Here is a 15,493-nt window from a genome sequence, read left to right on the forward strand (position 1 = left end):
CCCGGCCATAAAGGGCCGCTCGGGCCTAGGCAAGGGGCACAAGCTTGCCGGGATTGAATAGGCCCTGTGGATCGAACGCCCGCTTGATCGCCCGCACCGCATTCAGCTGGGCGGGTGGCGTAAGACGCGCAAACTCCGCGATCTTCATCTGGCCGATCCCGTGCTCGGCCGAGATCGATCCGTGCATCGCCACGACAATGTCGTTGACGAAGCGCGTTGCCTCTTCTCCGTGCGAGGCGAGCCAGTCCGCCCCCTGCCCTGGGCCGGTGCCGGCCGGCGCGCGAACATGGAAGTGCACATTGCCATCGCCAAGATGTCCGAAGGACGAAGCCGTCGCCCCCGGGAACCGCGCCTCGCACGCCGCTGCCGCCTCGATCATGAAGCGGGGCATGTCCGCAATCGGCACGCTCACATCGAACTGCAGCGCGGGGCCTTGCGCCCGCTCCGCCTCCGATCCGCTTTCCCGCAGCTTCCAGAATGCCTCAGCCTGCGCCTCGCTGGCGGCGATGGCCGCATCGACGACCAGACCTTGTTCGAAGGCCTCGGCCAGAGCGGCCTCCAGCCGGGCAGCCGCGCTCTCTTGCTCGTCGGCCGCGTCCAGATCCACCTCGATCAGCGCATTCCACGGCGTCCTGGTCTCGATCGGCGCGCGAGTGTCGGGGATCACATCGAGCACATGGCCGAGCGTATCGCGCGCCATCACCTCGAATCCCTCCACGACGGACCCGAGGCGCCGCTCGAGAAACCGCAGCAGCGCCAGCGCCTGCGCGGGGTCTTCCACGCCGGCCCAAGCCACGGCCCGATCGGCAATCGCGGGCACCAGGCGAAGGCTCGCGGCCGTCACGATCCCCAGCGTTCCTTCCGCCCCGATAAGCAGCTGCTTGAGATCGTAACCCCGATTGTCCTTCTTGAGCGCGGCAATCCCATCGTGGATCGAGCCATCCGGCAGCACCGCCTCGATGCCCTCCACCAGCGCGCGCATCGTCCCGTGCCGCAGCACCTGCGTCCCGCCGGCATTGGTGGAGACCAGCCCACCCACTGTTGCCGATCCCTTGGCGCCCAGGCTCAGCGGAAACCGCCGACCGACCGCCGCTGCCGCCTCATGCAGCGTCGAGAGAATGACGCCTGCCTCACACACGGCGAGATTGGCGGCAGGATCGATCGCGCGAATCCGGTTCATCGCGCGGAGCGAGAGGATGAGGGCGCTGCCATCGCCCGGGGGCGTCGCGCCGCCGACCATGGAGGTATTCCCGCCCTGCGGCACCAAAGCGACGCCATGATCGTGCGCGCAGCGGACCATCGCGGCCACCTCCTGCGTAGAGCGGGGCGTCAAAATGGCCGCCGTCTCGCCATGATATTTGCCACGCCAGTCACCCAGCCAAGGCACGATGAGATCGCGATCCTCTATCAGGCCACGGGGACCAGCAATCGCACGAAAGGCGTCCAGAACTGTCTCGGAGATCATGCCCGCCTATATGCCCTCTGCGCCGCCGCATGACCACCATCTGCGCGCAAAAATGCTTGCGAAGCGCGCGCCTTCGTTGTTGATCATACAATTAATCGGCTGTTCAAGCGGTAAGGGTTAGGGCATTTTCCTCCCCTGGGGTCAGTTCATTGCCAGCATCGTCGCCAACCATTTTGCTGCCGCTCCTGCTTTTGGGAGCATCGCAGGCCGTAGAGGCCGAGCAGCGCGTGGCGAGCCCAGAGATGAGCCCGATGGCCCGCATGGGACAGGTCCAGCTCGCCCAGCTCTCCATCGAACAGCGAGTGATCATCCGCATCCCGACCATGCCGGCGCAACCCCGAACAGCCGCACCGGCGCCCCCGGTCATCCAGTGGAAGGAAGGGCGCGGCCCGCGTTGCCTCCCCCTCAACCTGATCCGCGCGGCGGTGGTGACGCATGCCGATGGCGTGACGATGGTGGTGAGCAACACCGAGCGCTACCGCGCCCATCTGGGGCGGGCCTGCCGGGCAGCGGACTTCTATTCGGGCTTCTACATCTCGCCCGACAAGGATGGGGTGCTGTGCGCCGGGCGGGACATGCTGCATGCTCGCAATGGCTCTGCCTGCGAGATCGAGCGCTTCTCGCGCCTCACGGCCCAGGTCGTGCACGCCGAACCTGACGACGAGCCAAGGCGCGCGCGGTCCGATAGATAACCTGCCGATAAGCGGGGCGGAATTTCGCGTTCCGCGTTCGAGGCCAGAAACCATATCGCCGCCGCAGCATTATCATGACGGGGAGCCTCAAGGCTCGCGGACGTCGCGTCAATCGCGACAGGGGAGCCGTCGTTGCGACTAAGATTACCGAAGGCAGGCTTGAAGCCAAGCACGCAGAACTTTGGAAAAGCCTGGCGTGGAAGCTTGCTGGCGAGTGCCGGGATGCTGTGCCTGCTCGCCTATCCCGCACAGGCCCAGCCCACCGCGACCGATCAGACGCGGCCGACGCAGAATCCAGACGCGGCTCCTGTCGAACCGATTATTTCTGACGAAGAGTTCGACGCCAGTATTCCGCCGATCGATGAAAGCGCCCCGCTCGGCAGCGTCCAGGCATGGGAAGCCGACGCAGACCGGCGCGCGGCCAGCACCGGCCGAGATGCCAGCGTGAGCGCCGAGCCGACCACCACCGAACAATCGGAGGATAATGGCCTGCCTGCTCCGCCCGAACTGGACAAGGAACTCGACCGGCCCCTCACCCCGCTTAACGCCTTCGATGTCGAAACCTTCGATGAGAGCCAGTATACCGAGGCTGACGAGGGGCCCGCCCCTTCGCTGCGCTACAGCTACAAGATCGAGGGTCTCTCCGCGCTGGACGGTGCCGGCCCGGTGCTGCCCGTCGATGGCGGGGACATTGTCAGCCAGTTCAAGTCGCTCTCCGCCCTCGAAGATGGCGATGGCAAGGCCGACAATGGCGCCATGATCAATGCCCGGCTGGAGGAAGACCAGAAATTGCTGGTCGATATCCTCTCCTCGCAGGGCTTTTTCGATGCCACGGTGCGGGGTTCGCTAGAGCTTCCCGAGCAGGACAGCAAGGGACCGATCACGGTCATCCTGCAGGCCACCCCCGGCCCGCGCTATCATCTTGGCGAGATCCGTTTCGATGCGACGCCAGTACAGCCCGAGGACCTCATTACGCGCGCCTTCCGGCCCCGCAGCGGCGACCCCATCGTGGCCGAACGCATTCTCGGCGCGGAAGCCAATATCGCCGTGACCTTGCCCGAGAACGGCTATCCGTTCGTGAATGTCGGCCAGCGCGATATCGTGCTCGATCCGGAGACGGAGGCCGGCGACTACACGCTGCCGATCACCCCCGGTCCCCGCAGCAGCTTCGGCGACATCGTGGTCGAGGGCGAGAAGCCGGTGTTCGAGGCGGACCATATCCAGAAGATCGCCCGCTTCCGCAAAGGGGAGTTGTATGACAGCCGCAAGATCGATGATCTGCGTCAGGCGCTGATCGCTACCGGCCTGCTCTCCGTGGGATCCGTGACGCCCCGCCCGAGCGGCGAGCCCGCCGGCGACGGCACCGACTATGCGACCCTCATCGTCAATCAGGAGGCCGGCCCCGCCCGCACCCTCGCCGCCCAAGCCGGATATGGCACGGGCCAGGGCGTCAAGGTCGAGGGGAGCTGGACGCACCGGAACATGTTCCCACCCGAGGGCGCGCTCATTGTTCAGGGCACGGCCGGCACATTGGAGCAAGGCCTCGGCGTCTCCTTCCGTCGCTCGAATGCCGGCAAGCGGGACCGCAGCGTGGAACTGGGCATCGATGCGCGCCACAGCAATTTCGACGCGTTCGAGGCGTTCACGGGCCGTCTGTATGGCCGCATCGCCTACGAAAGCACGCCCATCTGGCAGAAGCGGCTGACCTACAATTTCGGCTTCGAGCTGCTCGGCTCGAACGAGCAGGATTATAATTTCGACGCCGGTGAGCTGCGCCGGCGGACCTATTATGTCGCGGCGCTGCCCGGTCAGGTGACGTTAGACACATCCAACTCCCTGCTCGACCCGACCCGTGGCTTCCGGATCTCCGCCTGGCTCTCGCCGGAGGCATCGCTCGGCAGCGGCGCGCAGACCTACGCCCGCGCCCTGCTGGAAGGCACGGGCTACTATCCCGTCTCGGACGGCTTCGTGCTGGCCGGCCGCGCGCGCGTCGGTATGATCGGCGGCGCGGCGCGTGAGCAGATCGCACCCTCGCGGCGCTTCTACGGCGGCGGCGGCGGATCGGTGCGCGGCTTTGGCTATCAGGAACTCGGCCCCAAGGATCCCGATGCCCGGCCGATCGGCGGCCGCAGCCTCGTCGAGGCCGCAGCGGAAGTGCGCTATCGCTTCGGCGATTATGGCATCGTCGGCTTCATCGATGGCGGGCAGGTCTATACCAGCCAGGTGCCACGCTTTGACGATTGGCGCTTCGGCGTCGGCATAGGCGGGCGCTTCTACACCAATTTCGGCCCGATGCGGCTCGATGTCGCCACACCGATCAACCGCCAGCCGGGAGAATCCCGTATCTCCGTCTACGTCTCCATCGGGCAGGCTTTCTGATGGCTGATCCGACCCCGCCCCCCGCGCCGATCGCCCCGGATATGCCGGAAGAGACGACTGCCGAAACCGTGATCGTCCGCCGCCGGAATTGGCCGCGCCGCGTGCTGATCGGCATCGGCGCGCTGCTCGCCTTGCTGCTGGCCGTCATCATTGGCGGCTATGCCTGGCTGAACAGTGACAGTGGGCGGGGGTTCGTCACCCGGCAGATCACCGGGCTCAAATTCGAGAACGGCATGTCGATCGGCATTGGGCGGATCGATGGCTCGATCTTCGGCGCCATGCGTCTGCGCAACGTAGAGGTGCGGGATACAAAGGGCGTATTCCTGAGCGCGCCGCTCATCGAGATGGACTGGCGGCCGCTCGCCTATGCGCGCAGCCATGTCGACATCCGCTCCCTGTTGATCCCCGCCGCCCGGCTGGATCGCTCGCCGGAATTCAAGCCGACGCCATCCAGCGATGGGCCGCTGCTGCCCGATCTCGACATTGACGTGAACCGGCTCGACATTGGCCGCCTGCAGATCGACACCCCGGTGACCGGCCGCAAGCACCTGCTCGGCCTCGCCGGGACGGTCCACATTGCGGACCGCCGCGCGCGGATCAAGGCAGACGGGCGCGCCATTGTGGCGCCGGGCGTTGCGGGTGGTGACAGGCTGGCGCTGCTGCTCGACGCGGTACCGGAATTCAATCGCCTGGCGGTCGATCTGCGCGTAACGGCGCCGGCGCAGGGCTTGCTGGCAAGCTACACCGGCATCGCCCAGCCGACAGCCATCGCGCTGGCCGGCAAGGGTGACTGGCAGAGCTGGACCGGCAAGCTGACGGGCCGGATGGGCAGCGAAAGCCTTGCCAATGTCGCGATCACGGGCCGCGACGGCACCTTCACGGTGCGTGGCCCCTTGCGGCCCGGGCTTTTCCTCACCGGCCCGGCTCGCGCCATGCTCGAGCCGGTGACGCAAATCGACATGACCGCTGCCCTCGCAGACCGCCGCGCCCAGATTCGTGGCGGCCTGGCCAGCGACAACTTCACCTTCGGCGCCCAAGGCCTCATCGATCTGGGTGCCAGCCGCATGGAGAATCTCGATCTCGCCTTCCGGCTCACCAAGCCCAGCGTGATCGCCGAAAACCTGCGCGGCGCGGACATCGCCATGAACGCCACGCTCAACGGCGCCTTCGTTGCCCCCACGATCCGCTATGGCGTGAACGCCCGCCAGATTGGCTTCGGCGCCACGCTGATCGAAGGCCTCGCCGTCTCCGGCAGCGCGACGCTGGACAAGGATCGCTGGATGATCCCCGTCGAGGGACGGGCCCGGCGGATCAGCGGCGTCAATGCCAGCATCGAGCCACTGCTCACCAATGTCAGCCTGGACGGCGACCTGGCTTATGCCAATGGCCGCATCCTCTCGGACAATATGCGGCTGCGGTCCGACCGGATCGACGCCACCGCCGTGATCGTGGCCGACCTCAACACCGCGCTCTACACAGGCGCCCTGAATGGCCGGGTGAATGGCTATCAGGTCGAGAGCGTGGGCATCTTCAACCTCCAAACCGACATGGACCTCAAAACCGGCCAGAACGGTTCTTTCCGCCTCGGCGGCCGCGTCACCGCGCGCTCGACACGCCTGCTGAACGACGGGCTGCAAAGCTTTCTTGGCGGCAATGCACTGATCGTCGCGGATGTCGGCTATGACAGCAACGGCGTGGCCAGCGTCGAGCGGCTGAACGTCTCGGCGCCACAATTCCGCATGACCGGCGCGCGCGGTCGCTACGGCGCTGATGGCAGCGTGCGCTTCTCCGGGCGCGGAAGCTCGGATCAATATGGCCCGCTGGGCGTCGAGGTCACAGGCACGGTCAATCGCCCGCTGGTCCGGCTGGCAGCCGAGCGGCCGGGGCTTGGCATTGGCCTCGCCAATGTGACGGCGACCGTGCGGGGCGACAACGGCACCTATCTGGTGCAGGGCGAAGGCGCCTCCGACTACGGACCGCTGGACCTCAATCTGGCTGTAATGACTGCGCGCGGGCCTTTGACCGTTGATGTGCGCCAAGGCACGAGCTTCGGCGGCGTCGGCCTCTCCGGGCGCGTCTCGCAAAGCCGCGCCGGCCCGTTCGAGGGCACGTTGCTGGCCGATGGGTCCGGCATCAACGGGCGGGTTGCGCTTTCCGCGCAGGGCCCCGTGCAGCGCGCGCTGGTGGATGCCACCGCGCGCAATGCCAGCCTGCCCGGCAAGGCCGGCCTTACCGTGGAGCAGGCACTCATCAAGGCGGACATTCTGCTGACAGAGCAGCCGCAGGTCGTTGCCGATGCGCAGCTTGCCGGCACGCGGATGGGCGATCTCACAATCGCGGTCGCGCGCGGCACGCTGAACTATCGCGACGGGGGCGGTCAGGCGAAACTGCTGGTCGAGGGCCGCACGCGCTATCCGTTCCGCCTGGCCGCCAACGCCCGCATGGCGCGAGACCTGTGGCAGCTCGCGCTGGACGGGCGATTCAACGGCGTCGACGTCAAGACAAGCTCGCCGATGCGCATCGTGCCATCGAACGGACGCTATACGCTCGCCCCGACGCGGCTCACGGTCGGCGGAGGCACCTTGCACCTTGCCGGCCATTATGGCGACGGCATGGCCGTGCAGGCCAGAATGCAGGATCTCAACCTCGCCATCGCCAATCCCTTCATGCCCGGCCTTGGCCTCGGCGGAAAGGCCACCGGAAGTCTCGATTTCACCCAAGCCAGCGAGACGGCCTTCCCTGCCGCCGACGCCCGCCTGACGATCGACGATTTCACCCGCACCAGCCTCGCGGCCGTCTCCGAACCGGTCGATATCCAGTTCGCCGGCCGGCTGATCCCGCAAGGTGGCGAGGCGAATGCGCTCATCCGCCGGCGCGGCGCCGCGATCGGCCGGATGAAGGTCAACCTCCAGCCCCTCGGGCCGGGCGCCGGCAGCTGGTCGACTCGCCTGCTCGCCGCGCCTCTTTCCGGCGGCTTGCGCTACAACGGCCCGGCCGACGTGCTCTTCTCACTCGCCGCGCTGCCGGACCAGAGCCTCAAGGGCCCAGTCGGGGTCGCCGCCGATTTCAGCGGACGGGTCCGGTCGCCGCAACTCACGGGTGTCGTGCGGGCCAGCAACCTCACCTATGAGAACACCAGCTACGGCACCCGCCTCACCAACATGGCCGTGCGCGGACGCTTCACCAACGACCGGCTGGAGGTCGAGAGCCTCACCGCCAATGCCGGCAATGGCACGGTCAGCGCCAGCGGATCGGTCTCGCTCAATTCCGATCAGGGTTTCCCCATCCAGCTCGGCATCGACATGAACAATGCGCAGCTGGCGCGCAGCGATGGCCTGCAGGCGCGGGCGACCGGCCAGATCCAGGTGGTCAACGGCCCCAACCAGCCACCGACGATCACGGGGCGCCTCACCCTGCCCGAGACGCGCTATCGCATCGTCTTCCAGGGCAGCGCGGAAGTCCCGACGCTGACCGGCGTGCGGCGCAAGCCGACGCTCAAGCGCGAGCGCATCTCCGGCGCGCCTGAGCCAATGAAGACCATCCCCTCTGACTGGCGGCTGGACCTGCGCGTGCAGGCGGATAACCAAATCTATGTGAGCGGCATGGGCCTTGAGTCCGAATGGGCGGCGGATTTGCGCGTCGCTGGCACCAGCGCAGCGCCGCAGATCACCGGCGGCGTCAACCTCGTGCGCGGCACGCTGGGCTTTGCCGGGCGCTCGTTCGAGCTTCAGCAGGGCCGGATCACCTTCAGCGGACCCGAGATGACCAACCCGCAGCTGCGCATCGTCGCGAGCGGCGAGGTCGAGGACGTGACGATCACCATCACGATCACCGGCAATGCTCAGGATCCGCAGATCGCGTTCACCTCCACGCCCAGCCTGCCGCAGGACGAACTGATGGCGCGCATCCTGTTCGGCAATTCGGTGGGCGAGCTGAGCGCCATCCAGGCCGTGCAGCTGGCCGCCTCGCTCAACTCGCTGCGTGGCGGCTCGGGCGGCCTCAATCCGCTGGGCGTGCTGCAATCGGCCGGTGGCATCGACCGGCTGCGTCTGCTGGGTGCCGACGAGGAAACAGGCCGGGGCACTTCGCTCGCCGTGGGTCAGTATATCAGCAATGATGTCTATGTGGAGATCATCACCGATGCGCGCGGCCATACCGCCACGCAGCTGGAAATCAGCCTCTCGAAAGCGCTCTCAGTGTTGAGTTCGGTCAGCAACTTCGGCGGGTCCGGCGTGAACCTGCGCTACCGGAAGGATTATTGATGCGCGCGGTGACGATTTTGTCGATGCTGGCAGCGCTCGGGCTGGCGGGGTGCAGCACGGAGCCGAGCTTCGATGAGCGCTATGCTACCGAATCCAACCGGATCGAGGGCATGGCGGCCAATATGCAGGCGCAGCTCGACGAGCAACTCAATGCCTCTGCCGCGGCCGGCCGCCTCGCCCTCCCCATCGATGAAAATGATGTGGCCGACAACGCCACGGCCCAACCATGACCAATACCGACCAAGACAAGGAGGACCGCCCGATCTCTGCCCAGGAACTCGAAGTGCTTGCCGAAGAAATCCCCGGCGCTAAGGGCGATTCGCCGCTCTCTCTGCCGCCCAAAGCGTGGTGGGCGATCCTCAAGCGCATCTACGTGATGATTGGCTTCCATAATCTCAGCCTGCTCGCCGCCGGGGTCGCTTTCTTCTCCTTCCTGGCTTTCGTGCCGCTCATCGCCTCGATCGTGCTGCTGTACGGCCTCATTGGCGATCCGCAGATCGTCGCGAGCAATGTCAATTTGCTGCGCGGCTTCGTGCCGCCGGAGGTGCTCACCATCCTGGAAGAGCAGCTTCTCGCTATCGTGACGACCAGCAAGGCAGCGCAGGGCTTCGGTCTGGTGCTGGCCCTCGCCTTTTCGATCTATGGTGCCATGCGCTCGGCGACGGCGATGATCGCGGCCCTCAACATCATCTATGAAGAGCATGAGACGCGCAATTTCTTCCGCACCACCGGCGTGGCCGCCGGCATCACCGTCGGCATGGTCGCGGTGGGCGTGATCGGCACCTTGGCGATCTCGCTGTTCACTTATGCCGGGCGCGTGCTCTCCGATTATATCGGCAGCGGTTCGGCGCTGATCATCCAGTTGGCGACCTGGATTTTCGCGGGCGTGCTCATCAGCCTCACCTTCGCCGTGTTCTATCGCTATGCGCCAGACCGCAGAGCCGCGAAATGGCGCTGGCTCTCTGTGGGGTCGGTGCTCTCCACCCTGCTGTGGGTGGGGATCACGCTGGGCTTCGGCTTCTACGTCGCCAATCTGACCAATTATAACGCGACCTATGGCTCGCTTGCCGCCGTCGTCATCTTCCTCATGTGGCTGTTCCTCTCCGCCTTTGCGGTGCTGATCGGCGCTGAGGTCAACAGCGAGATGGAGCGGCAGACGATGGTCGATTCCACCATCGGGCCGGATCGCCCGATCGGCCATCGCGGCGCGGTGATGGCGGACAATCTGGCGGTGAATGATGCCAGCCGCATATTGCTCGAAAAGAAGCGCCGGCGCGACGCCGATCGGGCTGCCAACAAGGCGCATTGAGCGGGGTCGCCGGGGACGCTGCCAATCTTTTCGGGAACGATCCGCTTCCCTCTCGTGTTCGCTCTATATCCGTAAGCAATGGGAGTAATGCCGTGACTGCAAGGATTTACGCCGTGGCCGCAATCGCCACGCTGGGTTTGGCAGCCTGTAGCAGCCCCGATCACACGCAGAACAACGCCGTGCCGGCCGATAATGTTGCCGACAATGCCATGATGGGCAATGCCACGGGCAATATGGCGAGCGGCGAAAGCGCCACCGCGACCCTGCAGACGGCGCAGGGCGCGCCGGCCGGCACCGCGACCATCCGCGCCATGGATGGCGGCTTGCAGATCATGCTCGCCCTGCAGGGCCTGCCTTCAGGGAGCAAGGGTGTCCATGTGCATATGACCGGCAAGTGCGATGCGCCCGACTTCACCACTGCGGGCGGTCACTGGAATCCTGCCAGCACCAAACATGGTCTGGAAAACCCGCAGGGTCAGCATGCCGGCGACATGCCGAACATCGACATTGGCGAGGATGGCCGGGGTACGCTCGAATACACGCTCAAGGGCGCCACGATGGCCGGCTTGATGGACACCGATGGCTCGGCGATCGTCGTGCATGAAGGCACGGACGACCAGCGCACCGATCCGTCTGGCGATAGCGGCGGGCGCATTGCGTGCGGCGTCTTCCAAGCGGGCGCCTGACCGCGCGCTTTGGCTGAATTTTCTCGAAGCCGGGGCTGATCGCGAGGTCAGTAACCGGCTTCGACAGCCAGCCGGATGGCATCCGCCCCGGTTCGGACGCCCAGCGCCTGAAACAGCGCGGCGCGGTGCATTTTCACGGTCCGCTCGCTGAGCCCCAGGTCGAACGCGATCTGCTTGTTGAGCTTGCCCGCCGACATCAGCACCAGGATTCGCCTTTGCCGTTCGGTGAGTGCCGAGACGCGTGCGGTGGCCATGCCCTTGCGGCTGTCCGGCCCGGCGGATGCCACGGCCGCAACCTCGACCTGAGACCCCAGAAAATATTCCAGCCCGCCATCGGTGTCGAACATCGGCGCGATCATCACCGCATTGCGGAACGGCGAGCCATCCTTGCGATAATTGGTGATCTCCACAATAGCCGGCTTCTTCTGCCGGATAGCCGAGCGCAGCAATTCGCTTGATGCGGCTTCCGTTTCGGCCCCGTGTAGGAAGCGGCAATTGCGTCCGAGAATTTCCGCGCGGCTATAGCCGGTAAGACGCAGAAACGCCTCATTGCAGGCGATGATGGGATTATCGGGCAGCCGGGGATTGCTGATCACCGCTGCGGTCGAACTGGCATCGATGATGTCGCTTATGGCCATGCCGGCAGCGATATCAAAAGCGGTACGCACCGCCAAGGTCTGGCGGGAGAATGGTGGTGTCCGGACGCGTTTTATTGCGCGGCTGCATGGCAGCCTTAGCCCTCCAGCCCCCTCGCCCCGGCCCCTCCTCTGAAGAAGAGGGAGTAAGCTGTGAGCCTTCCTCAGCCCTCCGGCCGGGCGTGCCGGTCCAGAAAGGCCACGAAAAGCCCCAGCCACTGGCGGACCGGCAGTTGCGGCCAGCCCAGCCCGAAACCGTGGCCGCCTTCCTCGAAGAAATGCGCCTCCACCGGCCGCCCCGCGACACGCAGCGCCTGCAGCATCTCCAGACTGTTCGACGGCGGCACCGCCGGATCGTCGAGCGCGTGCATCAAGAACGTGGGCGGCGTCTGCGGCCCGACATGGGCGGCCGGCGAGCGCCGGGCGACCAATGCGGGATCGGGCTTCTCGCCCAGCAGATATTTGCGCGAATCCGCGTGGGTATCCGGCATGCGCATGCTGATGACCGGATAGATCAGCCCGGCAGTGCGCGGCCTCGCGTCGAGCCGGTCGATGGCATCGCGCGGGGCGTAAACCGGCTGCGCGAAATCGGTGATCAGGGTCGCCGCCAGATGTCCGCCGGCCGAGAAGCCGAGCACCGACACCTGATCAGGATCGATGCCATAGGTCCCGGCCATCGACTTGATGAGGCGCATGGCGCGTTGCGCATCCTGCAGCGGCACGTCGGACCGGTTGGTCCAGCCCTCCCCCGGCAGCCGGTGGACGAGGACGAAGACCGTATAGCCCCGCGCTGCAAGCGCCTGCCCGACCTCCGCCCCTTCATTGTCGATGGAAATGAAGATGTAGGCACCGCCGGGAATGACCAGCACCGCGCGGCCATTGGACTTGGCCGGTCGGAAGACGCGCAGATAGGGCTTGTCGACATTGTGCATGAAGACCGGCGGCGCCTTGTCCATCGGCAGAGGACGCGCCGAAAAGCCGCTTTCGGGCGGCGCGCCCACCCACAGGTCGATGGTCGGCGCGGCAGTCCAGGAAGGCGGAATGACGCGAGGCGGCATCCCGGCCGGCGGCTGGGCAGCGGCCATCGGCGCGCTTGCTACGCCGACCACAGCGGCCGCGATGCCCGCTGCCGCCAGAAAGCCCCTGCGATCGAGTGCGCCGTCTTCCTTTGCCATCAGTCCTGTCCCATCATCGTCGCCAGCTGAGCCGGCTTATGTTCACAACGCCGCAGACACTAGCGGTAATCGATTGCATTGCAAGCCGTCCGGCTGGTGGCGGCCGCCCCCTCAATCTGCCGATATTGAGCCAATCGACATTGCGAAAGCAATCGATTACAGCCATGCCCTCATCCGCCGCGCCTTGCTGCGGAATGATCATCTGCAGGCAGCCTGGTTCGACCGATGCTGCCATGGAACGATAAGGCCGAGAGGATCGCAAAGTGACGGAACGCCCCCACATCCAGCCGAGCAACGCATCGGCCCTGCTGAAATGGCTGGTCTTCCTGATGTTCGCGATGTTCGCGATGACCACCGATTCGGTCGGTACAGTGATTCCGCAGATCATCCGCGAGTTCAATCTGGGCATGACGGCGGCGGGATCGTTCCAATATGCGACGATGTCCGGCATCGCCATTTCGGCCATCTCGCTCGGCTTTCTGGCAGACCGCATCGGCCGTAAGGCGACGATCCTGATCGGCCTCACGCTCTTTGGCCTCAGTTCTGTCGCCTTCGCAGCCGGACACGACTTCCTGTTCTTCGTCGCCTTGCTGTTCATCTCTGGCATCGGCATCGGCATCTTCAAGGCCGGGGCGCTCGCGCTGATCGGGGACATCTCCCGGTCGACGCGCGAGCATTCGACGATCATGAATCTGGTCGAAGGCTTCTTCGGCGCCGGCGCGATCGTCGGCCCGGCCGTCGTTGCCTGGTCGCTACAGGAAGGGTTGAGCTGGAAGTGGGTCTATTTCCTCGCCGCCGGCATCTGTGCCCTGCTCGTGCTAGGCGCATTCGGCGCGCGCTTCCCGACCCCGGTGCGGGCGGATGAAAAGCCTGCCGATCCGCGCGACGCTGCCCGAATGATGACCGATCCCACCGCCATGTTCTTCGCCACCGCTCTGATGCTGTATGTCGGCGCGGAAGCCGCGATCTACGTGTGGACGCCGACATTCCTCGCCAGTTACGAGGGCTCGAACGCGTGGCTCGCGGTCTATGCCGTCTCGATCTTCTTCGTGCTTCGCGCTGCCGGTCGCTTCCTCGGCGTGTGGCTGCTGGCCCGTTATGACTGGACCGCTGTGCTCGCCGTGTGCACCGTCGCAATGACGATCCTGTTCTGGATCGCCGTGCTGGGGGATAGGGGCGTCGCCATCTACGCCCTGCCCGCCACCGGCCTGTTCATGTCCGTGCTTTACCCCACGATCAACTCGACCGGCATCAGTTGCTTCGAGAAAGCGCGCCACGGCTCGGTTGCGGGGCTGCTGCTGTTCTTCACCTGCCTCAGCGCGGTCATCGCGCCGCTTGCGATGGCGCTGATCGGCGACGGGCTGGGTGACGCGCGCTACAGCATCGCGCTTGGCGCGCTGATGGCGACGGGCCTTGCCATCCAGTGCATCTGGAACTGGCGCAAGCAGCCGTTTGCGAGCCGGCTGGCCGAGCGCAACAGCGCCGATTACCGCAAGGAAGTCATCATCGGCGACACCGGCCCGACCGCCTGACGGGCGCTCCCGGCGCGGACGCTGCGGCCCGCGCCGGAAAAATGCTTTGGCAAAACCCACCTGCGCCCTAGAGATGCCATTTGTTTGGCCTTTGGATGCGAGAGGACACAGGAGCGTTGAAACCCAAGCAGGTTCGGACAATCTACGATCTGGCAGAGCTCGCCGGTGTCTCCGCCGCGACCGTCTCCCGCGCGCTGGCCGGCAAGGCCGTGGTCAATTCCGAGACTGCCGAGCGCATCCGCAAGCTGGCGCAACAGCATGGTTTTCAGCCGAGCCCACTGGCCCGCAACCTGCGCACGCGCAAGACCGGGGCCATCGGCGTGGTCATCCCGCTCGGCCATGAGCGCGCCCAGCATATCTCCGACCCCTTCTTCATGACGATCATCGGTTTCCTGGCCGATGAACTCACCGAGCGCGGTTTCGACCTGATGCTCTCGCGCGTCATTCCGGACCGGGACGACTGGCTGGAGGGCATCATCAAGACCGCGCGGGTGGATGGCCTGATCATCATCGGCCAGTCCGACCAGTCCGCCGTGCTCAACGCGGCCGCCGGCCATTATCTGCCGATGGTCGCCTGGGGCGCCTTCACCCAAGGGCAGAGCCATTGCTCGGTCGGCACCGACAATTTCCTCGGCGGCCAGATGGCGATGCGCCACCTGATCGAGCGCGGTTGCAAGCGCGTGGCGTTCCTCGGCAATCCCCGCGCCATCGAGATCGCCCAGCGCTTACAGGGCGCACGCGCGGTGCAGCAGGATCACGCGGCAGACGTGATGCTGACCGAAGTGCCGACCCATCTCGCGCCGGAACTCAGCGCGCCGGACATCAACGCCTATCTCGACCAGGTGGATCAATTGCCCGACGGCATTTTTGCGGCCTCGGACATGATTGCCCTCGCCGCCGTCCAGACCGTCATCAGCCGGGGCATGTCGATCCCCGACGATGTGCGAATCGTCGGCTTCGATGACCTCCCGATTGCGCAAAGCATCGTGCCGCCGCTGACCACGATCCACCAGGATATCGCCAGCGGCGCCACGCAGATGGTCGATTGCCTGCTCAAGCGCATCGAGGGCCGACAGACCGGTTCGATCATTCTCAACCCCGCTCTGGTGGTGCGCGGCTCCACCTGACGGACCGATTTTCCGCTGCGACAGCCCTGTTCCAAAATGGTTGTAATCGATTGCCAATGGCGTATTGGTTGCGAGGACTTGAGGAACGGGAACAATGATCGAAATTCAGGCGCAATCGCGCGCATATTTGCAGCATGGCGCGAGGAGCCCATGGCCTTGCAACACAGTTGCGAACGCCTCCTTTCCGGACATCGCCTGCCCCGGCCTCCTGCGCACTCGCGCCCTCTCCTT

At 65.7% G+C, this 15,493-nt stretch carries 11 protein-coding genes; 8 read left to right on the forward strand and 3 right to left on the reverse strand.

The window, feature by feature from the left end; genetic code table 11:
• Positions 1–25 precede the first annotated feature (25 nt).
• On the reverse strand, positions 26–1,465 hold the full coding sequence (locus M2334_RS10750; protein WP_264594756.1) for an FAD-binding oxidoreductase: 1,440 nt from the start codon (positions 1,463–1,465) through the stop codon (positions 26–28).
• A gap of 242 nt (positions 1,466–1,707) precedes the next feature.
• Between M2334_RS10750 and M2334_RS10755 the strand changes: the two genes are divergently transcribed.
• The 6 genes from M2334_RS10755 (at position 1,708) to M2334_RS10780 (ending at position 10,793) form a co-directional block, all read left to right on the forward strand.
• A complete protein-coding gene (locus M2334_RS10755; protein WP_264594757.1) occupies positions 1,708–2,157 on the forward strand; it encodes a hypothetical protein in 450 nt (149 codons plus the stop codon).
• Positions 2,158–2,361: 204 nt separating this feature from the next.
• Positions 2,362–4,536, forward strand: a complete 2,175-nt coding sequence (locus M2334_RS10760) for an autotransporter assembly complex protein TamA (RefSeq protein ID WP_264605389.1) — start codon at positions 2,362–2,364, stop codon at positions 4,534–4,536.
• Positions 4,536–8,798 (forward strand): translocation/assembly module TamB domain-containing protein, encoded by a 4,263-nt coding sequence (locus tag M2334_RS10765; protein ID WP_264605390.1) that lies wholly within the window; start codon positions 4,536–4,538, stop codon positions 8,796–8,798. Before M2334_RS10760 ends, M2334_RS10765 begins: the two co-directional genes overlap by 1 nt.
• Positions 8,798–9,028 (forward strand): hypothetical protein, encoded by a 231-nt coding sequence (locus M2334_RS10770; RefSeq protein WP_264605391.1) that lies wholly within the window; start codon positions 8,798–8,800, stop codon positions 9,026–9,028. Before M2334_RS10765 ends, M2334_RS10770 begins: the two co-directional genes overlap by 1 nt.
• Positions 9,025–10,107 carry a YihY/virulence factor BrkB family protein gene (locus M2334_RS10775; RefSeq protein WP_264605392.1) on the forward strand — a complete coding sequence of 361 codons (1,083 nt, stop codon included), beginning with the start codon at positions 9,025–9,027 and terminating at the stop codon, positions 10,105–10,107. The genes M2334_RS10770 and M2334_RS10775 overlap by 4 nt, the downstream gene beginning before the upstream one ends.
• 92 nt (positions 10,108–10,199) lie before the next feature.
• Positions 10,200–10,793, forward strand: coding sequence for a superoxide dismutase family protein (locus tag M2334_RS10780; protein WP_264579232.1), 594 nt, complete (start codon positions 10,200–10,202; stop codon positions 10,791–10,793).
• A 47-nt stretch (positions 10,794–10,840) separates the two neighbouring features.
• On the opposite strand, the gene M2334_RS10785 is transcribed toward M2334_RS10780, so the two are convergent.
• Together M2334_RS10785 and M2334_RS10790 are read right to left on the reverse strand one after the other, a co-directional pair.
• Positions 10,841–11,431, reverse strand: a complete 591-nt coding sequence (locus tag M2334_RS10785; RefSeq protein WP_264572221.1) for a PAS domain-containing protein — start codon at positions 11,429–11,431, stop codon at positions 10,841–10,843.
• A gap of 161 nt (positions 11,432–11,592) precedes the next feature.
• On the reverse strand, positions 11,593–12,603 hold the full coding sequence (locus M2334_RS10790; protein WP_264605393.1) for an alpha/beta hydrolase: 1,011 nt from the start codon (positions 12,601–12,603) through the stop codon (positions 11,593–11,595).
• A 263-nt stretch (positions 12,604–12,866) separates the two neighbouring features.
• On the opposite strand from M2334_RS10790, the gene M2334_RS10795 reads away from it, so the two are divergent.
• On the forward strand, positions 12,867–14,135 hold the full coding sequence (locus M2334_RS10795) for an MFS transporter (protein ID WP_264569951.1): 1,269 nt from the start codon (positions 12,867–12,869) through the stop codon (positions 14,133–14,135).
• A 116-nt stretch (positions 14,136–14,251) separates the two neighbouring features.
• Positions 14,252–15,262 (forward strand): LacI family DNA-binding transcriptional regulator, encoded by a 1,011-nt coding sequence (locus M2334_RS10800; protein ID WP_264576094.1) that lies wholly within the window; start codon positions 14,252–14,254, stop codon positions 15,260–15,262.
• Positions 15,263–15,493 lie beyond the last annotated feature (231 nt).

The organism is Sphingobium sp. B11D3D, from assembly GCF_025961755.1.
Classification (GTDB): domain Bacteria; phylum Pseudomonadota; class Alphaproteobacteria; order Sphingomonadales; family Sphingomonadaceae; genus Sphingobium.